The sequence below is a fragment of the Curtobacterium sp. SORGH_AS_0776 genome (assembly GCF_031453355.1).
In the GTDB taxonomy this organism is placed as follows: domain Bacteria; phylum Actinomycetota; class Actinomycetes; order Actinomycetales; family Microbacteriaceae; genus Curtobacterium.
In genome coordinates this window covers 795830-819698 of sequence record NZ_JAVIYU010000001.1, presented here as the reverse complement: position 1 = coordinate 819698, position 23869 = coordinate 795830, and the positions used below count along the sequence as shown (strand labels likewise).

23 protein-coding genes and 1 pseudogene are annotated in these 23869 nt (G+C 69.6%); 9 read left to right on the top strand and 15 right to left on the bottom strand.

Translation table 11 applies throughout. The features are described from left to right. Positions 1 to 64: 64 nt before the first annotated feature. Both QE359_RS04100 and QE359_RS04095 read left to right on the top strand, forming a co-directional pair. Positions 65 to 865 (top strand): sugar phosphate isomerase/epimerase, encoded by an 801-nt coding sequence (locus QE359_RS04100; RefSeq protein ID WP_309777766.1) that lies wholly within the window; start codon positions 65 to 67, stop codon positions 863 to 865. Continuing rightward, on the top strand, positions 862 to 1965 hold the full coding sequence (locus tag QE359_RS04095; protein WP_309777765.1) for a Gfo/Idh/MocA family oxidoreductase: 1104 nt from the start codon (positions 862 to 864) through the stop codon (positions 1963 to 1965). The genes QE359_RS04100 and QE359_RS04095 overlap by 4 nt, the downstream gene beginning before the upstream one ends. A 325-nt stretch (positions 1966 to 2290) precedes the next feature. Here the strand turns inward: QE359_RS04095 and QE359_RS04090 are convergent, their stop codons facing one another. The 7 genes and pseudogenes from QE359_RS04090 to QE359_RS04065 form a co-directional block, all read right to left on the bottom strand. Then, positions 2291 to 2710 carry a hypothetical protein gene (locus QE359_RS04090; protein ID WP_309777763.1) on the bottom strand — a complete coding sequence of 140 codons (420 nt, stop codon included), beginning with the start codon at positions 2708 to 2710 and terminating at the stop codon, positions 2291 to 2293. Between the two features lie 150 nt (positions 2711 to 2860). Beyond that, on the bottom strand, positions 2861 to 3919 hold the full coding sequence (locus QE359_RS04085; protein WP_309777762.1) for an RHS repeat-associated core domain-containing protein: 1059 nt from the start codon (positions 3917 to 3919) through the stop codon (positions 2861 to 2863). A gap of 20 nt (positions 3920 to 3939) precedes the next feature. Continuing rightward, positions 3940 to 4146: pseudogene (locus tag QE359_RS19045) on the bottom strand (hypothetical protein); the annotation flags it as partial. 363 nt (positions 4147 to 4509) lie between these two features. Then, positions 4510 to 6474 carry an RHS repeat-associated core domain-containing protein gene (locus QE359_RS04080; RefSeq protein WP_309777760.1) on the bottom strand — a complete coding sequence of 655 codons (1965 nt, stop codon included), beginning with the start codon at positions 6472 to 6474 and terminating at the stop codon, positions 4510 to 4512. A 139-nt stretch (positions 6475 to 6613) separates the two neighbouring features. After that, complete coding sequence (locus tag QE359_RS04075) at positions 6614 to 8917, bottom strand: hypothetical protein (RefSeq protein ID WP_309777759.1); 2304 nt, start codon at positions 8915 to 8917, stop codon at positions 6614 to 6616. 192 nt (positions 8918 to 9109) lie between these two features. Then, the gene (locus QE359_RS04070; RefSeq protein ID WP_309777757.1) at positions 9110 to 10393 is read right to left on the bottom strand and encodes an SGNH/GDSL hydrolase family protein; all 1284 of its coding nucleotides are present in this window, start codon (positions 10391 to 10393) and stop codon (positions 9110 to 9112) included. A 182-nt stretch (positions 10394 to 10575) separates the two neighbouring features. Further along, positions 10576 to 11319, bottom strand: a complete 744-nt coding sequence (locus QE359_RS04065; protein ID WP_309777755.1) for a hypothetical protein — start codon at positions 11317 to 11319, stop codon at positions 10576 to 10578. A 64-nt stretch (positions 11320 to 11383) separates the two neighbouring features. Between QE359_RS04065 and QE359_RS04060 the strand changes: the two genes are divergently transcribed. Both QE359_RS04060 and QE359_RS04055 read left to right on the top strand, forming a co-directional pair. Beyond that, entirely contained in the window at positions 11384 to 11938 is a 555-nt protein-coding gene (locus QE359_RS04060) for a hypothetical protein (RefSeq protein WP_309777753.1), read from the top strand. A gap of 67 nt (positions 11939 to 12005) precedes the next feature. Further along, a complete protein-coding gene (locus QE359_RS04055) occupies positions 12006 to 12479 on the top strand; it encodes a hypothetical protein (protein WP_309777751.1) in 474 nt (157 codons plus the stop codon). 29 nt (positions 12480 to 12508) lie between these two features. On the opposite strand, the gene QE359_RS04050 is transcribed toward QE359_RS04055, so the two are convergent. The 8 genes from QE359_RS04050 to QE359_RS04015 form a co-directional block, all read right to left on the bottom strand. Then, positions 12509 to 12820 carry a YciI-like protein gene (locus QE359_RS04050; RefSeq protein WP_309777749.1) on the bottom strand — a complete coding sequence of 104 codons (312 nt, stop codon included), beginning with the start codon at positions 12818 to 12820 and terminating at the stop codon, positions 12509 to 12511. Between the two features lie 75 nt (positions 12821 to 12895). After that, positions 12896 to 13504 carry a TetR/AcrR family transcriptional regulator gene (locus QE359_RS04045; protein ID WP_309777748.1) on the bottom strand — a complete coding sequence of 203 codons (609 nt, stop codon included), beginning with the start codon at positions 13502 to 13504 and terminating at the stop codon, positions 12896 to 12898. A 68-nt stretch (positions 13505 to 13572) separates the two neighbouring features. After that, positions 13573 to 14130 carry a MarR family winged helix-turn-helix transcriptional regulator gene (locus QE359_RS04040; protein WP_070417400.1) on the bottom strand — a complete coding sequence of 186 codons (558 nt, stop codon included), beginning with the start codon at positions 14128 to 14130 and terminating at the stop codon, positions 13573 to 13575. 46 nt (positions 14131 to 14176) lie between these two features. After that, a complete protein-coding gene (locus tag QE359_RS04035) occupies positions 14177 to 14359 on the bottom strand; it encodes a hypothetical protein (RefSeq protein ID WP_070417401.1) in 183 nt (60 codons plus the stop codon). A gap of 167 nt (positions 14360 to 14526) precedes the next feature. Continuing rightward, positions 14527 to 15498: a glycoside hydrolase family 6 protein gene (locus QE359_RS04030; protein ID WP_309777744.1), complete on the bottom strand. Its 972-nt coding sequence runs from the start codon at positions 15496 to 15498 to the stop codon at positions 14527 to 14529. A gap of 108 nt (positions 15499 to 15606) precedes the next feature. Continuing rightward, the gene (locus tag QE359_RS04025) at positions 15607 to 16182 is read right to left on the bottom strand and encodes a hypothetical protein (protein WP_309777742.1); all 576 of its coding nucleotides are present in this window, start codon (positions 16180 to 16182) and stop codon (positions 15607 to 15609) included. 1 nt (position 16183) lies between these two features. Beyond that, positions 16184 to 18196: a primary-amine oxidase gene (locus QE359_RS04020; RefSeq protein ID WP_309777740.1), complete on the bottom strand. Its 2013-nt coding sequence runs from the start codon at positions 18194 to 18196 to the stop codon at positions 16184 to 16186. A 77-nt stretch (positions 18197 to 18273) separates the two neighbouring features. Next, positions 18274 to 19767, bottom strand: coding sequence for an APC family permease (locus QE359_RS04015; protein WP_309777739.1), 1494 nt, complete (start codon positions 19765 to 19767; stop codon positions 18274 to 18276). Positions 19768 to 19969: 202 nt separating this feature from the next. Here QE359_RS04015 and QE359_RS04010 point away from each other — a divergent pair, with 202 nt between their 5' ends. The 5 genes from QE359_RS04010 to QE359_RS03990 all read left to right on the top strand — a co-directional run bounded on the left by QE359_RS04010 (position 19970) and on the right by QE359_RS03990 (position 23784). Continuing rightward, positions 19970 to 21487 carry an APC family permease gene (locus QE359_RS04010; protein ID WP_309777738.1) on the top strand — a complete coding sequence of 506 codons (1518 nt, stop codon included), beginning with the start codon at positions 19970 to 19972 and terminating at the stop codon, positions 21485 to 21487. Further along, positions 21484 to 22134: a helix-turn-helix domain-containing protein gene (locus QE359_RS04005; RefSeq protein ID WP_309777736.1), complete on the top strand. Its 651-nt coding sequence runs from the start codon at positions 21484 to 21486 to the stop codon at positions 22132 to 22134. The genes QE359_RS04010 and QE359_RS04005 overlap by 4 nt, the downstream gene beginning before the upstream one ends. Positions 22135 to 22259: 125 nt before the next feature. Further along, a complete protein-coding gene (locus tag QE359_RS04000) occupies positions 22260 to 22691 on the top strand; it encodes an Hsp20/alpha crystallin family protein (RefSeq protein WP_071294275.1) in 432 nt (143 codons plus the stop codon). Positions 22692 to 22741: 50 nt separating this feature from the next. Further along, positions 22742 to 23023: a hypothetical protein gene (locus QE359_RS03995; RefSeq protein WP_309777735.1), complete on the top strand. Its 282-nt coding sequence runs from the start codon at positions 22742 to 22744 to the stop codon at positions 23021 to 23023. A 74-nt stretch (positions 23024 to 23097) separates the two neighbouring features. Next, positions 23098 to 23784 carry an SDR family oxidoreductase gene (locus QE359_RS03990; protein ID WP_309777733.1) on the top strand — a complete coding sequence of 229 codons (687 nt, stop codon included), beginning with the start codon at positions 23098 to 23100 and terminating at the stop codon, positions 23782 to 23784. The last annotated feature ends 85 nt before the right edge of the window (positions 23785 to 23869 follow it).

Genomic DNA, 23869 nt, shown 5'->3' with positions numbered 1-23869 from the left:
CGACACCCGGTGCTGCGACACCCGGTGCCGCGACACCCAGTCAGGACCGAAGGAGCCTCACGCAATGCCCACCACCTCTGTGCAGCTGTACTCGCTGCGCGACGCCATCGCGGAAGACCTCGACAAGGCGATCGCCCGTGTCGCCGAGATCGGGTACGAGAACGTCGAGCCCTACGCGTTCGTCGAGCGTGCCGCGGACCTCGAGCGTGCCTTCGCCGCCACCGGCCTCACGGCCCCGTCCGGCCACGTCGCCGTGATCGACTCCGAGGACACCGCCCCGATCTGGGACGCGGCCGAGCGCCTCGGCATCCAGATCGTCATCGACCCGTTCATCCCGACCGACCGCTGGCAGACCGCCGACGACGTCGCGAAGATCGCCGAGCGCGTCAACGTCCTCACCGCCGAGGCAGCCTCGCGCGGCCTCAAGTTCGGCTACCACAACCACCAGTGGGAGTTCACGAACAAGGTCGACGGCCGCACGGTCTACGACCACTTCGTCTCGCAGATCAGCCCGGAGACGGTGCTCGAGCTCGACACCTTCTGGGCGACCGTCGGTGGCGCCGACGCCCCCGCCGTCCTGAAGTCGCTCGGCGACCGCGTCGTCGCGATCCACGTCAAGGACGGGAAGGTCGACGGCGACATCCTCACCGCGCTGCCGTCGTCCGAGAGCGCACTCGTCGTTCCGGAGGCGCTGCAGCGTGCCTTCGAGAACCAGACCCCCGCCGGTCAGGGCGACGTCGACGTCCCGGCCATCCTCGCCGCGGCACCGCAGGCCATCCGCGTCGTCGAGTTCGACGCGTACTCCGGCGACGTCTTCGAGGGCATCACCGAGTCCCTCGCCTGGCTGAAGGACAACGACAAGTGACCCGTGTCGGGATCGGCATCATCGGTGCCGGCAACATCTCCACGCAGTACCTGGAGAACCTGACCAAGTTCGCCGACGTCGAGGTCCGGTTCGTCGCCGACGTGCTGCTCGACCGCGCAGCGGCCCAGGCAGCGGAGTACGGGGTCGGCGCGTCCGGCTCGGTCGAGGAGCTCCTCGCCCGCGACGACATCAGCATCGTGATCAACCTGACGATCCCGGCGGCCCACGCCGAGGTCGACCAGCAGATCATCGACGCCGGCAAGCACGTGTGGAGCGAGAAGCCGATCGCGACCGACCACGAATCGGCCGCCGCGGTGCTCGCCTCCGCTGCGTCGAAGGGGCTCCGGGTCGCGACCGCGCCGGACACCGTGCTCGGCGCGGGCATCCAGACGGCGCTCCGTGCCATCGCCCGCGGCGACATCGGCGAGCCGCTGACCGCGACGACGCTGTTCCACGTGCCCGGACCCGAGGCATGGCACCCGAACCCGGACTTCCTGTTCGCCGAGGGCGCCGGTCCCCTGTTCGACATGGGCCCGTACTACGTGACGACCCTCGTGCACGCGTTCGGCACCGCCAGCCGCGTGCAGGCCGTGTCCTCGAAGTCGCTCGACCGTCGCACGATCGCGTCCGGCCCCCGCGCCGGCGAGACGTTCCCGGTCGAGGTCCCCACGCACCACGCCGCCCTTATCGAGTTCGCCGGCGGGCAGTCCGCCCAGTCGACGTTCTCGTTCCAGCACGCGCTGCCGCGCATGGGCTTCGTCGAGATCAACGGCACGCTCGGCACGATCTCGCTGCCGGACCCGAACACGTTCGAGGGCTCGTCGCAGCTCTGGCGCTACGGCCAGGAGGAGCCCGAGACCCTCGAGGCGATCGGCTCCACCTGGGGCCGTGGCACCGGGGTCGTCGAGCTCGCCCGCGCCATCGCCGAGGACCGTCCCGAGCGTGCCTCGGGTGCGGTCGCGCTGCACGTCCTCGACGTGCTGCTCGGCATCCGCGACGCGGCGGCGTCGGGTTCCGCGGTCGACATCACGTCGACGGTGGGCCGTGTCCCGCCGCTGCCGGAGGACTTCGATCCGTCGGCTGCGGTGCTCACCGCGTAGGTCCTGCGCTCCGCAGGACGGCCGGCTCCGACAGGAGCCGGCCGTCCTGCGTACGGGCGGCCAGGAGGCGCGGCGCGGCTCCGGTGCGTCGGCTACGGCCGTGCGGTCGCGAGCCACTCGAAGAACGCCCGGTCCGTCCAGCCGGAAATCGGCAAAGATAGGTCATTCGCGCCGGCGTCGCATCAGGTTCTGGAATACCCCACCCAAAAAGATCAAGCCGCTGAGAACTGAAACGATTCCGAGCGCTCGCGAGCAAGAAAGTCGAGGCCCTCACGGGACAAAGCTGCCTACGACACTGTCGAAAACGGAGGACGCGGGGCCGAACCTATGCGGGGCGACTTGACGCGCCACGCTTCCAGTCGTCAAACGTTGAGATTATCTCTCGCTTCATCCGACCGTCCGGGGTTCTGTCGTCTGGGGTGGAGTAGCCTAGCGCGAGCGCTATTATCGCCTTTTTCCGACGACCCGCCTGAAGGTAGATTAGTTTTGCGCCATCCTCAATGCCGACGGCATTGCGATAGTTTACCCGCTTCTGAGAAAAGAAGCCTGTGATGATCATCTCTGTCGGGAAGAAGGTCACTTTGAGTGACAATATTCGCCACCAAAGAGCAGCAGATACGCCTACGAGCAACATCGCTCGGATGTCGAAGAAGCTCACGACGGCAGCGAACAGTAATAAGGAACCAAAAATTATCGAGATGGCAATTCGCACTTTCAGCGAGAAGCCAATTTTTACCGGCTTCACTTGTTTTTTCGACTAGATGCCGCTGCGTACACGATCGCTGCAACGATAATAGGGACCATGACCCATGGTAGCCATGGTAGCCATGGCAACACTGATGCGCCCATCGATTACTCTTCCCTTTGTTAGCTAACTGCGGCGCTTTGCGCCATCTCAATCCCGCCGTAAATACCTGAGGCTACGGTGCTCGCTGTCCTCCCGACGTTGAGCACAGCCGGGCTTGCGACAATACCGAACCCCAGCGATGCCGTACCGAGGACGGCTGCCCCAGCTACCTCGCTTGCCGACCCACCGTTCTCCGCAATTGACCAGGCATTCGCGACCGAACTCAAGCCGCCGAGGATGAGACCAGCCGGACCCCCGACCCCCGACCCCGGTGGCGGTTGCCGCAAGACCGCCAATCGCGAGTGCCGTACTTGCGATGCCCAGCGCGTCCCCGAACGTGCTTCGACCGGTTGGGTCGCTGCTGTTGATAGGGTCGTCGCCGGCATACGCGTATCGGTTGGCGTTGGTGGGGCTGAGGGGTGCGTCGAGGGTGTCGCGCTGGATCCACCCGCCGGTGACGCTGTTCTGCCACCGGTACCCGAACTTGGTGAGCCCGTTGTCGGTGCTGGACGAGCGGAGCCCGGCCTTGAACCCGTACGGGTTCTGCTGCCACTGAGCGCTCGAGCCGCCGTTGACGGTCTCCGCCCCGTAAGGGTCGTAGGAAACCGTGTAAGCAGTGTTGCCGGTGTCGGCGATCGCTGCCGCCGGGTTCCCGATGCCGTCGATGACCCACATGCTCGTGACACCGTCGGTGGTTTGCAGGTCCATCGGCTGCCCAGTCGTCGGGTCGCTGATCACCGACGCCCTCCCGGTGCCAGCGACGGTGCGACTGGTGACCACGGGCACGCCGAGCTGATCGCTGGAACCATAGGTGTAGTCGTACTCCGCTCCCCCATCCGTGGACTGCGACAGGAGCTTGTTCATGTCGGCGCCGGCGTACTCGTACCGGGTGGTGACACCGTTCTTCGTCGACGTGGTCAGCTGCTGCGCGTCGTTGTAGGTGAACGTCTCGCCCGGGGCTGCGGTGAGGTTTCCGACCCCGTCGTACGCGTACCCGGTCGAGGTGATCTGCCCGATGACGTTGTACGTCGACGTCTGCGAGCTCGTGGCGTCACCGGTCTGCTTCGCGGTGAGCCGGTTCCCGCCGCGTCGTACGTGTACGCCCACGTGACATTCGTTGCGCCGCCGGCCTGCGTTGCCTTGGTGAGGCGGCTGTTCGAGTCGTACGTGTACGCCGTCGTCTGCCCGGTGGTGTTGTACTTGACCCACTGGATCTTGTCGGTGTCGTTTGAGCTCTTCACTACGGAGCAGTCGCCACCGACGGCGATGCCGGTGATGTAACAGTACGAGTCGTCGACGACGGCGGTGGTCTTGTCGCTGCCCTGCCATGCCATGCCTGGATCCGGGCGATCTCGTTCGACGCACCGTGGGTGATGTGCTGGTGTGCCTGCCACGATCTCGGACGAGGCCGAGAGCGAGTACCCCCCCCCCCGATCTCCGGCAAGGGGTGGGTTTCCCTTTCTCGACGCCACCAACTCGGAGGAACAGTCTACTAACGGGACTCGCGATTTCTTTCAGGAGACCACGTCCAAAGCCATCCAACCAAGAGTCCGACGAAAATATTCGAAACGCCAATGACAGCAACAGCCGCAGACGATGGTTGGCCAATTGCGATGATAAGAAAAACCGCGAGCCAAAGGGGTAGAATGATAGCACCCAAAATGCGTGACACTCGCCGCAGTCTGAAGTTATCCACGTTAAGCCTGCCCTGTCAGCTGCAAGAGTGAGTTAGTAATGAAGCCGCCTACGAAGCCCGAAATGAGTCCTGTGGCGAACCCGATGCCACACGCGGGGATTGCACCAGGTCCAGCGGTGGTTAGGCCTCCGACGACCCCTCCCGCAATACATCCGCCAACACCCGAGCCAATTCCAGAGGCTGCACCAGTTACGGTGGCTTCCCAGAGATCGTACTGACCAGTCGGGTCCGATCCGTTGATAGGATCCCCGCCCACGAAAGCAAACCTATTCGCGTTCGCGGGACTCAGCGGCAGGTCGAGCGTGTCGCGCTCGATCCACCCCCCGGTTGTAGCGGACTGCCAGCGGTACCCGAATTTCGTCAATCCGGTGTCGCTGTTGCTGGAGCGGAGGCCGGTCTTGTACCCGTAGGGGTTCTGCTGCCACTGCACGCTGGTATTGCCCTTGGCGACCGTCTCAGTGCCGTAGGCGTCGTAGGAGACCTGGTAGGCGATCTTGCCGGTGTCCGCAATCGACGTGGTCGGGTTCCCGATGCCGTCGAGCACGTAGAGGCTGGTGACGTTGTCGCTGGTGCGGAGATCCAACGGCTGCGCGGTGACCGGGTCCGTCAGCACCGAAGCGGTGCCGGTGCCGATCTGCTCGCGGGTGGCGATCACGGGGACGCCGTTCTGGTCGGTGGTGCCATACGTGTAACCGTATTCCGCTCCGCCGTCGGTGGACTGCCGGAGCAGCTTGTTCATGTCCGCGCCTGCGTACTCGTAGCTGGTTGTCGTCCCGTTCTTCGTGGACGAGGTCAGCTGCTGCGCCCCGTTGTACGTGTACGTCTCACCCGGCGCTGCGGTGAGGTTGCCGGTCCCGTCGTACCTGTACCCGGCCGTGGTGATCTGCGCGGCGGCGTTGTAGGTCAGTTTCTGGTCACTAATGACGGCATCGGTGGCGGCGTTGGTCGCCTTGGCCTCCGTGCGGTTACCAGCGGCGTCGTACGTGTATGTCCAGTTCGTTGGGTTGGTGCCGCCGGACTGTGTGACACCGCTGAGGTGCTTGCTCGAGGTGCCATCGGTGTTCTTGTACGCGTAGTTGGTCACCTGCCCGGTGATGTTGTCCTTCGCCCATTGCAGCTTCGTGCGGTCGTTCGCCGTCGAGACTGTGCAGGTTGGAGCGATGGTGGACGCAATGTAGCAGTAGTCGGTGTCGACCACGAGCTGGGGGTCCTCGTCGGCGGCCCAGGCCTGCACCTTGGTGACCTTGCCGGACTTGTCGTAGGTCAGCTTCTGGTGCGCGCTCCACGACGTCGGATCCTGGGTGGGGTCAGCATTCGGTGTGGCGTTCAGCCACGTGTCGGTGCGGCGGCCGTTCTTGTCCGTCCAGTACAGCTGCCGCGCCTCACCGGAGCTCGTCGGGTACGTCGTCGCGGTCAGCACCTCGGACGCGTCGTACGTGTGCGAGAGAGTGCCCGTGGAGTCCGTCATCTGCGCCGTGTTCCCGGCCAGGTCGTACCCGTAGGACACGGTCCCACCGCCCGCGGTGTTCACCGTGGCGACCAGGCGGTTGCGCTGGTCGTACGTGTTGCTGATCGTGCCCGTGGCGGAGTTCTGAGTGGTCTGGTTGCCGTTGCCGTCGTAGACGTTGGTCACCGTCTCCGTCCCGTCGCTGAACGCCGTGGACGTGTTCCGGTCGTCGGCGTCGTACCCATACGTAGTCGTGTTCCCACGACCGTCGGTCTCGGTCGCAACACGGCCGAACGCGTCGTACGTGTAGGTCTTCACGCCAAGGCTCGTGCCAGTGGGTGGGGTGATCTTCGACAGCTGCTTGTTGCCGTCGTAGGAGTACGTGGTCGAGTTCGATCCGTTCCCCGGTGCCGTCGCACTCTTCACCGTGCCGTCGTCGTTGTACGACACCTTCGCCTGAACGCTCGAGTCCGACCCGGACTGCGATGACGTCTGGTTGCCGACACCGTCGTAGCCCATCGTCGTGCTGTTGCCGGCGCTGTCAGTGACCTTGGACGGCAGGTACGCCGTCGCAGACCCGGACCCGTACTCCGCAGAGCTCGAGGAACCGGAGCCGGTGGTGGACTTCGTCAGCGACTGGCTGCTGTTCTTGCCGTACTCATTCGACGTCGTCCCCGTCCCACTGTCGCCGGCCGCGCCGATCGTCGACTTCGCGACGCCGTTGTTCGCCGAGTTGTACGTCTTGGACCGTTCGCGGCCCCGCCGCGTCGACAGCCTTCGTAACGAGGTCCCCGGCGTTGAGCGTGTACGTGGTGTGGTCCGCGGTCGCGACGGGCTGCGACTGGTTCGAGCGGGGGTCGGCGACCTGCGTGGTGTCACCGTCCGTGTACGCGAACCGGGTCACCGCGGTCCCCGGGGACCCGGCGGTGGTGTTCGCCTGCGACACCTTCGTGACCCGCTTGGTGGAGTCGTACGTGAACGAGGTCACCCCGCCGGTCGGTGCGGTGATCGAGGTGAGGTCCCCGCTCGTGTACCCGAACGTGGTCGTCGCTCCGGTCGCGTCCGTGTACGTCGTGATGTCACCCGCGGCGTTCTTCGTCCACGAAACACTCCGCGACGACGAGCCGGAGGTCTGCGTGAACGTCGTCTTCCCGTTCGCGTACGACACGTTCGCCGTCTTCGCGCCATCGGTGCCGGCAGTGGAGACCAGGGTGCCGAGCGAGAACTTGTCCGCCGCCACGTTGAAGCTGACCTGGTTGCCGTTGCGGTCGTTGACCGACTTGGGCTGGCCGCCGAGGGTGAAGTGGATGACCTGGTTCGTCGTCCACGACGTCAGCGTGTACTCCCGCGTGTCCGCGTTCGCGACCCGCGCCAACGTCATCTGCAGGCCTGGCGGGGACGTGAACGCACCAGCGGATCCGGTGGGCTTGAACTGCCACGCCGTCCCGACCGCGTCCGTGTAGACCACACCGGCAGCGTTCGCCGACAGGTCCCCGGCACCCGCGAGGGCGTACTGCCACCGGTTCGCTTCCATCGTGTTGCTGTTCGCCGTCGTCGTCGACCGCGAGTTGTACGCAGCACCGATCGTCGTGCTCTGCGTCACACCCGGCAGCGTCAGCGCACTGGTGGTGACCAGCAGGTTGCCGGTGCCGACGTCGACGCTTGCGTTGGTCTGGTCCGAGATCGGGAACGGCAACGTCGTCGCGGACGTCCGTTGCCCGGTGACGTTCGTCGACACGGGTCCGCCCGGCAGCCAGTTGTAGGTGCCCTGCAGGTCGAGCACGAAGTCCGTGGTCCCCGAGGAAACGTTCTGGATCCGCACCTTCCCGTTCGACCCCACGGGCAGGATCGCCGTCGTCGTCCGGATCGACGACGTCGGCGCGTACCCGATGACCGCCCCGGTGGGCTCGGAGGAACCGTCCGCCCATGCCTTCGCGTACCCGCCGGTCGTGCCCGAGTGGATCGCCGTGACCGTCACCGCGACCGCCGACAGGCCACCCTCGACCGTCCCGATCCCAGCAACTCCCGCGACCTGCACCGCGACCGACGCATTTGCCCCGACGCTCGAGGACGTGCGGGTGTCGACGATGCGGCCCGTTCCCGGAGTGAACCCGCCACCCGGATTGCTGGGAACGAAGTACCCCTGCACGTCGACCTGGATCTGCACCGTTCCACCGTCGGGAGCGTTGTCGATCGTGATCTTCCCATCGGAGCCGACAGCGACCTGCGCGCTCATCGCCGTGGTCAGCTTCGTCGACGGGTAGTTCAACGACCCTGTGCTCTTGGGTCCATCGGACGGCGACGGACGCACCCACCCGGCCCCACCGCCGGTGTTCTGCACCACGACACTGACCGCCACCGCGGCTGCGTTCGTCGGAACGCCACCCTTGCCGGTGACCTGGAACGTGATGCTGTCCCCACCCGACAGGGCACCCTGCCGCACGTTCGTGCCGTCCGCCGTGTTCGCGATCCGGGTCCCGGACAGCGGAACGAACCCGCCAGCGCCGACACCGTTCGCCGTGGACGTGTAGTAGCCGGTCACGTCCAGGATCACCCGCGACTGCGCAGTCGTCGTGTCGATCCGGATGGATCCGTCGTCCCCGACCGCGAGCAACGACGTGTTCGACGTGTTCCCCGCCACTCCGCTGCCGTAGATCATCAGCAGCGTCGGCCCGTCGCTCGACTCCGCTCGACCCTTCAGCTGCCCGGTGCCGTTCGCGTCCGCGACCGTCGCCAGCACACTGATCGCGCCGACACCGTCAGCGGGGATCCCCTTCACCCCGGCTACCGGCACCGTCGTCGACGACCCGGCAGGCGTGGCGCCGTCGAAGATCCTGGCGTTGGTCGGCAACGGCACGAACTGCCCACCCGTACCCGTCGCGACCGCCTGCGCCGGAGCAGGTGGCGAGACCACCGCCAACAACGACCCCAGCAGCGCCACCAACGTGACGACGGCCAGCACGACCCAACGAGAACGAACAGACAACGGCGACGTCGCGAACACGCGCAGAACCCCTCAACAGGTCACCACCAGCAAATCCGCCCCCATGACGGCACTGTGCAACCACACAGAACGCTACGGAGCATCCCTCACCACTGCTCCCCCACTACAGGGGGTAGAAAGTTCCGCGCCCGAACCGATACGGCTCCGGCCCTACCGGATGACGAGGTCGTCGAGCCGTGCACGAGTGTCGGTGATCCGGACACCGCTCCTCGTGGCGGACCCGTTGAAGCTGTCCACGCTGGAGTACACGGCGGGACCGTCGACGTAGACCTTGATCTTCGCGCCGTCGGCCCGGACCCGCACGGTCGAGCCCGGCTTGACCTCGCGGCTCAGGGCCTTGCCGATCTGGATGAACCGCCCGTTGACCCGCTTGTAGACCTTCGCGTTGCCCTTGCCCGACCCGTGGACGTCGAGCACGAAGTAGTCCTTGGCGCTGCTCAGTCGCCACACCGGCCCCGCACCCTTCGAGGAGATCGCCGTCATGGTGAGGCTGATGTCGACCGCAGCCTTCTTCGTGTCGACGGTGGCCGCGGATTCACGAACGGCCCCGCTGCTGGCTCGGTAGGCACGGCCACCAGAGATGCCGTACTTCACTCCGCCGACCGTGGAGTAGGACCGGCCGTGCAGGTCCTTGCCGAGTCCGGTGATCATGTCGGGCCGGTTGAACGAGTCGTAGCGAACCGCCGGCGCCGGCGTCAGGACGTTCTGCCCCTCACGGAATCGCACACCGCTCAGTGCTGAGGTGATCGCCTCGGTGATGTGCGCCTGCCCGACGTCGTTCGGGTGCTGCCCGTCGGGCCCGATCATCGTCGCCTTGTTCCATCCGGTGAAGGCATCGGCGATGATGACCGATCCGTCCTTCGGGTACGCCGCGACGACACTGCGGAGGTAGCGGTTGTACCGGACGACGTCAGCGTCGGTCGGGGGTGACGGGTACCACGCGTAGCCCTTCGTCGTCGAGGGCGTGTCGAGCACGATGACGATCGTGGGTGGGAACGGCCCGGTTCCCCGCACCCAGTCGATGAAGCCCCGGACGTTCGCCTTGAACGTGGCCTCGGGCACGTGGCGGCCGACGTCGTTCTGGTTCCCGAGGTACGAGACGACCCCGTAGTCGCCGCGGTTCCACGTCGAGCGCGCGCGGTCGAGGATCTGCGCCGTCGAGGCCCCGCTGATGGTCTCGTTCGACCAGAGCGTCGGATCCGCGCCGAGGCTCGTCCGGACCATGGACGGGTACATCCGGCTCGGCACCGAATCGGAACCGAGTTGCACCTGTCCGAACGAGTGACCGTACGCGGCGTACCGCACACCACGCAGCGCGTCGTTGCCGGGCGACGGAGCGGCCTGCACACCGCTCGGTAGGAGCGCACCGATGACCGCGAGGACGGCAGTGGCCGCCGTGATCACGGCAGAGCGATGGCCACGGGTCGTGCGCATGTTCGTCCCCCTCCGGACGCCCCATGCGCCGCGACAGATGCGGGCGCATCGATCGCACCCCCACCCACGCTAGGGCAGAAGCAAGCTCACCTTCTGCTCCCCGTTCGCGTGACACGCAGAGGAACGGGGCAACGCACCGCCTAGAGATGACGACCGGACCGGACCGTTCGGTCGGGCGAGCGCTACCGGTCGCGGGCTGCGAGCCACTCGCGGAACGTCGGGCCTACCACCTCGACGTCGTCCGCGGGCAGGAGCGCTCCGTCCCGGAACGCCCGGCCCGTGCGGCCCGGGATCGGCATCGGAACGGGCACCACGCCGGGGTGCGGCAACGCCGTCGTCATCGCCCACAGGGACGTCGTCTCGGGCCCGGCGACCTCCACGACCGGCGCGGACCGCCGGCCCGTCGCGACCTCGGCCACCACCGTCGCTACCGCTTCGAGCGACACCGGAGCGATGGTCATCCGCGGCACGAGCGCGATCGGCCCGACGCGCAACCGCTCGAGGTTCTGCGCGGCGAACTCGAACCACTGGGCCGAACGGACGATCGTGGCGCCCCGGCCCGCCGCTCCCGCTGCCCGCTCCTGTGCGGTCTTGCCGGCGAAGTACCCGTAGCCCTGCACCTCGGACCTGGTGCAGTTGAGGATGGACAGCAGCACGTGTCGCGCCCCGGTCCGTTCCGCCGCCGCGCCGACCACCGCCGTCGAGCGCGTGAAGAAGTCCGTCGCACGCCGCCGACTCGTCGTGAACCGTCCGGTCGCCTCGACGATGACCTGCGGCCGGACCGACGCCAGCCGATCGACCGCGTCGTCCGCGAGTACGTCGAACCCCGAGGACCGGGACAACCTCGTGACCGAGCAGCCGTGTGCCCCCAGCGCTGCCTCGATCGCGACTCCGGAGATCCCGCCTCCGACCACTGCAACCCGCATCCTGCCCCCTTCGGCTCTACATCCGTAGAGAACACTACGATGGTAGAGGCGAGAGGGGAAGAGCATGGGGCGACGCGAGGACCTGGCGGACGCGGGAGTACGGCTCACTGCTCGCGGTGGGGTCCGAGCCCTGACGCACCGGGCAGTCGACACCGAGGCCGGAGTGCCTGCCGGATCGACGTCGTACTACGCGTCGACGCGGCGCGAACTGACCGCGCTCGTCGTCGCGCGCATCACGGAGCAGCTGTCGACGGAACTGGGCGCGTTGCGTCTCCCCGAGCCGCTCGACGACGCGACGGTCGTCGAGGTCGCCGCCACGTTCCTCCAGGGCCTCGCAGAGCGGGCGGAGGCGCAAGCCGCTCGCCTGGCCCTCCTCCTGGAGCTCCGGGACGACGAAGCGCTCCGCGCACCCCTCACCGGCGCCGACCCGGTGCGCGCCGCGCTGCTGGCCACGGCGGAGGACCTGCTCGACCGCATCGGCGTCGACCACCCCCGGCGATCCGCGGTCGACCTCGTCGGACTCGTCGATGCACTGGTCCTCTACCGCGTTGCGGGGGTCGCGCCCGTGGACGACCGAGCGGTGCTCGGCGCGTACGTCGCAGGGCTCCCGCGCAACTGAACGCCCCCTCACCGACTCGCACCTGCACCGGGGGATCGGCGGGTCCACCCCCTGCCAGGATGAGCGCGTGGGGAGACGTCGGCTCGTGCTCGGAGGGGTGGTCGCCGCCGTGCTCGTGGCGGCCGGCACGGTGACCGTGGTGTCGGTGACGCACGCGCAGACCGTGGCGGTGCGGCTCCCGCCCGCGAGCGCGTCCTCCGAACAGGTCCTCCGCGTCTACCTCCGGGCCGCGAAGGCACACGACTGTGCTGTCACCGAGGCCCTCACCGACGACAGCGGCGGTCCGGACGCGGCCTGGTGCGGCGGACGCACCCCGTCCTCGTGGTTCGACGACCACCCCGACCTGCTCGGCTACCGGCACATCGGGGCGGTCTCGCGACTGAGCGCGAAGGAGACGGGCCGATCCGCGGAGGAGTGCATCCCGGTCGACGTCGCCGAGACGAACATGACGGGCGCCGAACCCGGCGACCTCCCCGGGTGGCAGTTCTGCTTCCGCCACACGCCGGCCGGCTGGCGCCTGGCCGACGAGGGCTACGGCTGACCCGATGCCGTCGCCGGTTCCCGCGAGCCTCAGTCGGGGCGGACCGGTCCCGCCGCGAGATCGCCCACCACGGTCGTCCACGGTCGCGCGGTCCACGACGTCACGAGTCCCCCGGTCACGTACGGGTCCGTCGCCGCGAACGCCCGCGCACGCCCGAGCGCGTCGTCGCCGACGAAGACGATCAGCGCGGTGAACGGTTCGGCGCCCTCGCCGACCGCACCGCCGAGGAGCAGCTCGCCGCGCTCCGCCGCAGCCCAGGCCGCCCGGAGGTGCTGCTGGCGGAACGCGTCTCGGCGCTCGAGGTAGTCGTCGACGTAGGTGTACTCGAGTACGGCGTGCATGGTCCCGCTCCGATCCGGTCGTGCGCGGGACCCACGGCCCCGCTGACACGAGTGTGGCAGGACCGGCGGGTCCGGTCAGCCCGCCGGCGGCACGATCTGCTCGAGCAACCGCAGCACCCGCTCGCCGTCGACCGCGTCGGGGTCGAGCAGCCACTGCACCTGCAGTCCGTCCGACGCCGCGATGCTCAGGGACGCCAGGTCGACGGGGTCCAGGTCGGCCCGGATCCGCCCGGACGCCTGGTCCGCCTCGATCAACGCCGCCAGGTCCGCCCGCAGCCGGGTGAACCGCTCCCGCATGAACTCCCGCGTGGCCGGGTGCCCCTCCTGCACGGCATCGGCCGCCAGGGTCGTGTACAGCTGCACCAGCCCCGGGACCGCGCGATTCCGCGAGGCGCTCTCCCGCATGTCCCCGATCGCGGACTTCATCCGGTCCGGTGCTCCCTGCTCGCGGACCTCGTGCTCGCGGTAGACCGCGAGCAGCAGCTCGTCGCGGCTCGGGAAGTAGTGCCGCAGCGCCGCGTGGGTGATCCCGAGGGCGTCGGCAACGGATCGCAGCGACGACGCGTCGACACCCTGCTCGGCGACCATGCGGATCGTCTCGTCGAGGATCTGCGTCCGTCGTTCGGCACCCTTGCGGTAACCGCGTCGTGGCAGGGCCGCGTCGTCGTCGGCAGGGTGCGTCATGCGCCCAACTTACCGCTGGAAGGTTTTTTCCGGGAGGCGCGGGTCGGCGCCGCCACGGACCGTGCGCTTCAGGAGTCGTACGGCTCCGCGTCGCCGTCCGGGTCGACCGTGTACTCGTCGACGGGAGCGGGCGCGCCACCGACGAGGGCCTCGGTGATCTGGACGAGGCAGCGGGCGAGGACGTCGTTCTCCTCAGAAGACAGGTGGTCCATCACCTCGACCACGGCTTCGTGGAAGCGCGCGTAGGACGCGTCGATCTTCTTCGCCGCCTGCACCGTGGGCTCGAGCACCTGTGCCCGACGGTCGGTGGGGTGCGGCGCGCGGACGAGGTCGCCCTTCTCGACGAGCCCGTCGACGATCTTCGTCACCGACGCGTTCGACACGTTGAGCATGACGGCGAGGTCCTTCGGGCCCATGGCCCGGCCGTCCCGGTGCGCCTGGAGCATGTACCGGACGGCGAGGAACTCGTTCTTGGTGAGACCGCTCTCCGACCGCGCCTGTTCGAGCTGCTGTTCCTCGGCGTGCTGCAGGCGGAGGAGCGCGTCCACGGCACCCTTCGCGGCACGCGACCGGGGTTCCCGGGCGTAGAGGTGCATGTGCTCGCGGCGGACGACGGTCAACGGCATCTGGTCGGGTGTGCTCTCTGCCTGGTGCGGATCGGGGGTGCGGGGCCTACGCCGCCGGGACCGAGAAGAAGTCGGCGTAGGACGGTTCGGAGCGACCGGACAAGAGCGACGGGTCCTGGATGCGGCGCTCGACGTAGGCGTCGATGATCGCGGGGTCGGTCAGACCGACGCGCGTGTGGGTGCCGCCGAGCCGTGCCTGTCGCGGCATCCCGGTGTACGTGCTGTGCATTGCGATACCGCCCCTCGTCGTCGTTGCTGTCCCCGTCGGACGCCCAAAGTCTTTCACAACGTGAACGATCAGCAAAACGAACAATTCGGGTTCTGTACGGTTCACGCACTGAACAGTCAGTCCCATCGAACTACATGGCTGTCATTCGCTCGGGAGTCGCGTGCCGTTCAGCGGTTCCGGACGAGGGCGGCAGCGCCCGCCGGGAACCACTGGCCTGCTGGCGGACCGCCGTTGCACGTTCCGTCGCTCTCGCCGGGCAGCTTGACCCACAGCAGCGCGTCGAGCCCGGTGCCGTCGTGCACGACCGCCGGGTCGTGCCCGAGTCCCGCACTCGCGGCGTTGCACCACTCTCCAGTGGCTCCCCGGCCGTTGCGGGACACGTCGATGACGTAGTGACCGCCGGTCCGGGCGCGGAGCTGCTCGGCGTAGGCCCGTTCGCCCGAGGTCGGGTAGTGGTTGGACACGTTGAGCGAGAAGCCGCGCGCGTCGGCGACCCCGGCGTCGCGGAGCAACGCCGCCATGGTCGCCGGGGCGACCCACGCCTCGTGGCCGGCGTCGATGTACACGGCGGCGCCGGCGGCCGCGAGCTGGTGCACGGCCGTCCGGATGAGCCGCAGCCGCACGGTCGGGTCGGCTCCCCGGCAGGAGACGGACTGCGCGAGCGCGTCCGGTTCGACGATCACCGCGGCCCGGTGCCCCTCGAGGGTGTCAGCGAGGACGCGGTTCCAGCTGCCGTACGCGCTGGGCGTCAGTCCGCCGGACGAGTAGCTCCCGCAGTCGCGCCCGGGGATCGCGTAGGTGACGAACACCGGGGTGGCTCCCTGCGCCCGGGCGGCGGCGAGGTGGCGGTCGACGGTCGTCCGGAGCGAGGAGGGCGACAGCCAGTCGCCGAGCCAGACGCTCGAGGGCCGTGCTGCGATGGTCCCGGCGATCGATGCGTCAGCCGCGCGGCCGGCAGCGGCGAGCGCGGACGCCTGTCGTGACGCGGTCGTGTCGGCGGGGCGAGCGATGCCACCGGGGAAGACGTCGGACCCCTGCGCTCCGGCCGACCGGGCCGACCCGAGCGCGAGGACTCCGCTGGCGACGACGACGGCCGTGGCGATCGCGACTGTGCGGAGGTGGGTGCGGAGGTGCTGCATGGTGCGACCTCGTTTCCTGATCTGGTCGGCGAGCGTGGTGAGTGCTGCCAGTCGAGGCTCCCTCCTGCTCGGCAGCCCGCGTCACCGTTTCACAGGCAGAACTCGGGTTCACAACATCGCGACGGCCATCACGGCGACGGCGATCCCCATCGCGAGCGTCTCGACGAGGCCGAGTGCTGGAGCCCGGTGCCGCACGCCGTCACGCACCATCCGGGCCGTCAGGACCAGATGGCCGACGGCGAGTCCGACCAGCACGACGTGCCACGTGGCACCGACGACCCCGACGTGCTGGTGCACCCCGACCGCCACGACGCCGTGCGCCACGTCGTCCCCCATCCCGCCGACCCCCAGCGCTCCCATCGCGAGCAGACCGAGCGACGCGTGCAGTCGCCCGTACCGGCCGTGCGCCGACCCGGCCCGGCCCGCCCGGGCCGAACCGTCCCTCCCGGCACGCCCCGACTGGAAGCGGTGCACGGCGGCCACCGTGACGGCGAGCAGCGCGAGGACCACGAACCAGACCACGCCGGGCAGGACCCGTGGCCCGACGACCCCGTCCAGCATCGCCGCGACCATCACGACGGCGGCGACCACGTCGACCGCACGGCCGGGGCGCCACGCCCCGACCGTGCAGCACGCCCCTGCCGACGCCGGCACGATCGCGGCGAGGCCGAGCACGTCGGTCACGTCAGTGCCCGTGGTCGTGCGCCACGGCGTCGTGCGCTGCTCCGGCCCCGCCCGATGTGTGGTGCGAGCAGTGCGACGCGGTCGCGCCGATCGAGGCCGGTACGTTCAACGCCGGGTTCCGCGGGAAGAACCCGTACGGCTTGAGCGTGAACTTGGCGTAGTCGACCGGCATCACGGGCCAGTCCTCGGGCCGTGGGAAGTGCGTCGGTCCGAACGTGTGCCAGAGCACGATGTCCTCGCCGTCGAGCGACCGGTCGCCCTCGACGTACCGGGCCACCCCGTCCCCGCCGGGGTTCTGGTGCACGAAGTCCCCCGCGGCGAAGCGCTCTGCCGGGTCGTACTGCGTGACGTAGAGGTGCTTGCGCGCGAACTCGGCGCGCGACGCGACCGAGGACGAGTCGTCGGCGAGCAGCACCGGGGCGTCCTGCGGGTACAGCACGTACCCGGTGGGACGGTCGAGGTGGTTGCGCTCCTCGGTGTTCGAGACGAACCAGGTGCGCGCCTTCGACGCGTCGGCGAGCCGGCCGGACGACGACTCCGACGCGATCCGGGTGACGGATTTCGTGAAGGCGTTCCCGTGCTCGTTGCCCGGCCCGACCGGCACGCGCACCGCGTCGACCTCGTCCACGGCGTTCGACAGCCCGTCGACCATCATGTCCAGCCGCGCCGAGAACAGGTGCTGGTGGTACGGGGCACCGAGGCCCGGCGCCACCTCGGACGCGTACGGGTAGTCGTCCCCGCCGTCCGCACGCCCCGGGTAGGAGCTGGTGAAGAGCACGCCGGTGAGCTTCGCTTCGCACTCGATCGTGCCGTCCAGGTAGAGGTACCAGTAGAAGCCGTAGTCGTAGTTCCCGACGGTGGTGAAGAACGAGATCACGAGGCGGCGGGACCGGCGGACCTCCTGCGAGCCGGTGTAGATGTCGCCGTGCTTCCAGAGCGTGCCGAAGTCCTCCTCGTGCATGCAGATGCCGTTCCGGATCGCCTGCGGGTTCCCCAGTTCGTCGGCCAGCACCGCGTCGAAGTACCTGATCTCACCGACGCAGTCGCAGCCGAGCTCGAGCGAGTTCGTGAACCGGCCGAACAGGTACTCGCCGGTGTCGAAGTAGTTCTGCCAGAACCGCACGGGCGAGGGGTCGCCGTACGGCACGAGCATCTCGTCGATCGACGCCCGGTACACGATCGGGCGCAGCCGCTCGCCGTCCTGCCACGACAGCTGGCGGAGGACGAGCCCCTCGCGGGCGTCGAAGCCGACCTGGAACCGCCAGTTCGCCCACTCGACGAACTCGCCGTCGACGCGGAAGGAGGGGCCCTCGGGCTGGGTGATGACGATCGGCTTGAGGTCGAGCGGTTCGCCCTGCACCGCGGGGTCGTCGAAGTTGCCCGAGGTCGTCGGAACGGGCATGTCCGCGACGTCCACGATCCGCGTGACGGCACGGTTCGCCGCGTCGACGTAGGCGGACAGCCCGTCCACGGGGTGCGCCCACACGTGGTCGGCCGGGTGGTCCTGCTTGAAGGCGAGGACGCGCAGGATCCGGCGTCCCTCCTCCTCCGGGTAGTCGTAGTACCCGGCCGACAGCGGGACGCACTTGACCTCGTCCACGGAGAGACCCCGCTTCGCGAGGGCCGCGACCCAGCGTTCGTCCGCACCGGCGATCTCGCCGACGGCGTCGAACTCCTCGATGAGGACGGGCAGCTGGCCGCGTGAACCGTCGAGCACGTCGGTCCGCAGGACGCTGCCCGTGGTGATCGACACGACACTGTCGGTGGAGCGCCCGGTCGCCATGTCGAGGAGCATCACGCGCGCCGTGCGGTCGGGCATCGGACCGTCGCCCGCCTGCCACGCCAGGACCTCCTGCTTGTGCGGCTCCTCGAGGCCGACGTAGGCGAAGCGCGTGGTGTCGGTCCAGTCCGGCTGCGCGGTGACGAGGTCTCGGACGGCGGTGAACTCGTCGGGGGTCAGGCTGCCGAGCGGGTGGGTCGTCACGGTCTCGGGGGTCGGGTCGGTGATCGTCATGTGCGTCGTGCTCCTTGCGCGTTGCGTCGTGCGTGGGGTCGGGTAGAGGCCTGGAGGCGCGGGTCGGGTCCGTGCGGTCAGCTCTCGGTGGCGAGGCGGTCGAGCATCTGCTCGTAGCGCACGCGGCTGCGGCGGCGCAGCACCACCGCCTGCACCACGCCGACGGCGGGGACCACCACGACGAGGCCGGTGAGGACGGTGCTCACGACGCCGAAGACACTCGCGCCGGAGGCGTCCACGTCACCCACGAGCGTCGGGAAGTTCACCCAGATGAGCACGGCCGAGGCGATGAGTCCGACGAAGCCGAGGCTCGGGGCGACCACCGTGTTCCAGACGCGACGATCCGCCCGGTTGCGCCGGAAGTAGACGATGACGGCGAGGCTCGTCGCGGCCATGAGGATCGCCACGCCGAGGGTGGCGACACCCGCGAACCAGCTGAACACCTGCAGCACCGGGTCGAGGCCGAGCACCGCGAACAGGACCATGAGCACGGCTGCGGTGACGGTCTGCACGATGCTCGACGTGTGCGGGGAGGCGTGCTTGCGGTGCACGTCCCCGAGGCGTCCCGGGAGCAGCGACGCGTTCGCCATCGAGTGCTGGTACCGGGTGATGACGTTGTGGAAGGAGAGGACACAGGCGAACATGCTCGTGAGCAGCAGCACGTTGAGCACGGCCTCGCCAGCGGTGCCGATGTACCGCGCTGCGGTGGTGAGGATGAGCGAACCCGGGTCCTTCGCGGCCTCGGCCAGGACGCCGTCGGGGCCCCAGGCCATGACGAGCCCCCACGACGCCAGCGTGTAGAACACCCCGATGCCGATCACCGCGGTGTAGGTCGCCCGCGGGATGGTGCGCTCCGGGTCCTTCGCCTCGTCGCGGAAGATCGCCGTCGCCTCGAACCCGATGAACGCCGCGATCGCGAACATCAGGCCCACGCCGGGCGACCCGGACAGCACCTGCGTGGGCTCGAAGGGTGCGAGTGAGAGCCCCGCGGCCCCACCACGGAACACGACGGCGGCGACGAGCACGAGCACGATGCCGACCTCGCCGACGAGCAGGACCCCGAGGACCTTGCTCGACAGGTCGATGTGCCGGTAGCCGAGGAGCCCGACGAGCGCCACGACGACGAGCGACCAGACGTACCAGGGGACGTCCGGGCCGCCGAGGCCGCTGACCGTCACCGCCAGCAGGTACCCGATGTACCCGTGCACGCTGACCTGGATCGTCGTGTAGGTCAGCAGCGCCAGGGTCGCGGCACCGGCACCGGCCGGGCGCCCGAGCCCGTGGCCGACGAACGTGAAGAAGGCCCCCGGCCGCGGCACGTGCCGGGTCATCGCGGCCAGGCCGACCGAGAACAGCAGCAGGACGACGGCGGAGATCGCGTAGAGCGACGGGAAGCCCACACCGTTGCCGAGGAGCATGCCGAGCGGGGCTGCTCCACCGACGACGGTGAGCGGAGCGGCGGCCGCGACGACCATGAACACGATCGCGGTGACGCCGAGCGAGCCGCGCATCGTCCGTTGCGGCGCGGGGACGGCTCCGAGTGACGCGGGGTCCTTCGTGATGCTGGACATCGTGACCTTCCGGTTCGGGTGGGGAGGGGTGCCGGGTGGCGTGGGACCACGGTCCCGCGCCGTGGTTGCAGCGCTGTTCCGCCCGCGTGAAACCCGCTCGCACCCGAATGGGACGCCCGTGGGCGCGGTGTCTCGTTTGCGTGAGACACCGACGAAACACGGTCGGCACACCGGGGCAACGCCGCCGCCGTACGGTGGCCGCATGACCGCGCTCGACCGTGCCATCGCCGACCCGCCACGGGTGCCCGGCGTCGGCACACGTTCACCCGTCGACGGCCTCTCCCGCCGCAGTGTCGGGCCCGCCGACGTCCTCGCGCAGTCGGTGTCCGCGGTCGCCCCGTCCGCCGCGGCGACCACGATCCCGGTGCTGGTCGCGACGGTCGCCGGCCAGGGCGCCACATGGTCGCTGCTCGCCGCGATGGCGCTGTCGTTCCTCGTCGGCCGCACGGTCAACCAGTTCGTCCGACGCGTCGCCGGCACCGGGTCGCTCTACACCTACGTCTCGCTCGGCCTCGGGCCGGTCGCCGGGGTGGTCGCCGGGGCCGCACTGCTGCTCGGGTACGGGTTCATCGCGATGTTCTCACTCACCGGCAGCGGCTACTACCTCGACTACCTGCTGTCCCGGTTCGTCCCGTCGGCGGGTGGGAGCGCCCTCGTCACCGTCGTCGTCGTCATCGCGACGGGCGCGGCCGTGTTCGCCGTGATCGCCCTCGGCGTCCGGGTCTCGACGCGGTTGACGCTGCTCGTCGAGACGCTGTCGGTCGCGGTCATCGTGGTGCTGATCGTGGCGCTCGTCGTGCGCCTGCACCCGGTGGATGCGTCCGCCGTGGCACTCGGTCCGACGACGCCGGCACCGTTCGCCGTCGGGACCGCCCTCGCCGTCACCGCGTTCGTCGGCTTCGAGAGCGCCTCCGTCCTCGGCGTGGAGGCACGTCGCCCCTTCGCCACCATCCCGCGCGCGATCTCGTGGACCGTCCTCGTCGCCGGAGCCCTCTACCTCGCCAGTGCGGCGGCCCAGCAGCTGGGGTTCGCCGCGATGGGTGCCGACCTGGCCGACAGCGCCTCGCCCGTGAACCAGCTCGCGAACGCCTCCGGCGTCCAGTGGATCGGGTGGGTCCTCGACCTCGGGATCGCGGCGTCGTTCGCCGCCTGCGCGATCGCCTCGACCACGGCGCTCGTTCGCGTCCTGTTCGCGATGGGGCGCGAAGGGGTGCTCCCGCGCGTGCTGGGCCGGGCGTCACCACGCTTCCGGACACCGTTCGTCGCAGGCGTCCTCGCGTGCACGCTGCTCACCGCGCTCCCGGTGGCCGGCCTCGCGAGCGGGATCCCGACCTGGTCCCTGATGGAGGCCGAGCTCGTCGTGGCCGCGCTCGGGTACCTGGCCGCCTACGCCCTGACGTGCTTCGCCGCCCCGGTGTTCCTCCGCCGGATCGGCGAGCTGACCACGGGTGCCGCGATCGTCGCGACCGCCACCGGTGTCCTGCTGACCGCCGTCCTCCTCACCTACCTCGGGGTCGAGGCCGCATCCGTGCACCGTCCGGCCGTCGTCCTCGCCGTCGGCACGGTCGTCGCGGTCGTCGTCGTGTTCCTCGTGGTGACCCGCAGACGGCCGTGGCGGCGGGCCGGGAGCCGCGCCGTGTACGACGTGCCCGTCGAGGCGGACCTGCTCCGCGCCTCCCGGCCCACCGCCGGACCCGGCCACGGGACGGGGGTGCGGTGAGCGAACCCGGTCTGCGCGCACGGCAGCCGAAGGCGGTCCAGAACGCCCTCGCGGTGCTCGAGGCCGTCGCGCACGCGGGGCCGGGCATCACCGCGCAACAACTCTCCGACGTCCTCGGCATGCCGCGGGCGACGACCTACCGGCTCATCACGCTGCTCGTCGAGGACGAGTACCTCGTCCGCCTGCCCGACCTGCGCGGGTTCGCCCTCGGGCACAAGGTGGCCGAGCTGGCCGGGGTCACCGCGCAGTCGGCACCCACGCCGCTCCCCCGGGCCGTGCGGTCGGTGCTCGCCGACGTGCGCTCGGCCGTCCGGGCCGGCGTGCACCTCGCCCGCTACGACCACTCCGGCATCCGGGACCTCGACGTGGACCCGGACTTCCCGCTCCTGGACGAGGCGGCGCTCCGCGCGCGACCCGGCGCGAGTGCGATGGGACGGTTGCACGCCGCGGGCGGCCGAGAGCCCGTGCACCAGACCGGGGCGTTCGCGAAGGGGTTCGGGTGCCTGGCGCTGCCCGTGCTCGGGGAGGGCGGGCAGCTCGTGGCGGGGTTGACCCTGTCGGCGCCCTCTGCCCGCATCGAGGCGCCGGGCGAGGCGCTGGCGCTGCTGCGGGGCGCGGTCGGACGGCTCGAGCCGCTGCTCGGCTGACCGCGCGGATCCGCGGCTCCGAGCGGATTCCGAGCGTTCTTTTGGCACTCGCCAGGCTTGAGTGCTAAAACATGTCGCAGTTGAGTCGAGGGGACTCAACAGCAGACACGAAGGAGTTGACACCGATGACGATGAACTTCGATCCGTTCCGCGAGCTGGACCGTCTCGCCGGCTCCCTCCTCGGCACCGCGGGCCCCCGCTCGATGCCGATGGACCTCTACCGCACTGGTGACCACTACGTCCTCGACGTCGACCTGCCCGGCATCGACCCGGGTTCCGTCGACATCGACGTGGACGGCTCGGTCCTGACCATCCGCGCCGAGCGCACCCTCGGCGCTCCCGAGGGCTCGCAGTGGCTCACCCGAGAGCGCCAGCCGGGTACGTACGTCCGTCAGCTGACGCTCGGCGACGGCCTCGACGCCGAGCGCATCACGGCCGGCTACGACAACGGCGTCCTGAGCGTCACGATCCCCGTGAAGGAGTCGGCGAAGCCGCGCAAGATCGCCGTCACGACGGGTGGCGGACGCGAGCAGCTCGCCGTCGGCAGCGGGGAGTAGGAGCGGCAGCCCTGTTCGACCTCGTCAACGCCCTGGTCGCGATCGCCGCCGTGACGGTCGCGCTCGCGCTGTCCAGTCTCGACCGACGGACCGCGGTCCTGCTCGGGGCGACGGGCGGCCTCGCGGGGAACTTCCTGACGTGGCTGGCCGCCCCGTCGCTCTGGGACCGGTGGGCCGTGGTGCCGTGGGTCGCCGCCGTCGCGGGCACCGTCCTGCTCATCGCGGGGTGGAGCGCCGTCCGGGCGTACTCGGGCCTGTTCGAGCCGCCGCGTGCGGACGAGACCGACACCGGCGCGCTCCTGACGGTCGGCGGGAGCGGCCGCAGCAGCTGATCGAACCGACGACGCCTCGGGCTCGGTGCACGACGTGTGCCGAACCCGAGGCGTTCCGGGCGTAGCGTGACGGCGTGGACCTCGAACTGCAGAACCGTGTCGCCCTCGTCGTCGGAGGGAAGGGGTACATCGGCGCCGCCGTCGCCGATCGACTCCGGGCCGAGGGGGCGACCGTCGTCGTGGCCTCCCGCAGCGCCGGCGACTCCCCCGACAGCGTCGCGATCGACACCGCCGACCAGGCCTCCGTCGACGCCGGTGTCGCACGGGTGCTCGAACAGCACGGCCGGATCGACGCCCTCGTCGTGACCGCGGCCCCGAGCGCCGGCACCCTCGACCCGGCGAAGAAGTCCGACCCCGAGCAGGTCCTCACCGCGATCGACGGCAAAGCACTCGGATTCCTCCGCGTCGCCAACGCGGTGCTTCCGACCCAGCGTGAGGCCGGGTTCGGACGCGTCGTCGTGATCAGCGGACAGAACGCCTACCTGTCGGGCAACATCACCGCATCGCTCCGCAACACCGCGGTGAGCGTCATCGCGAAGAACCTCGCCGACGAGGCCGCCGGCTCCGGCGTCACGGTGAACGTCGTCAACCCGGGGCTGGTGACGGACACCCCCAGCACCGAGGTGCGCCCCGGCGGCCCCGGCGACTCCAGCCCGCAGCAGATCGCGGACCTCGTCGCGTTCCTCGCGTCGCCGCGGTCGGTGGTGTCCGGTGAGTCGATCTCGATCGCCCACCGCGTGCTGGGCCAGATCACCATCTGACCGACGGGCGGGTCCGACAGATCGGTGCGACCTGCGGGCCTGGAGGCGCGGTGCGGGCCCGACCCGCGCCTCCTGGCCGCCACCC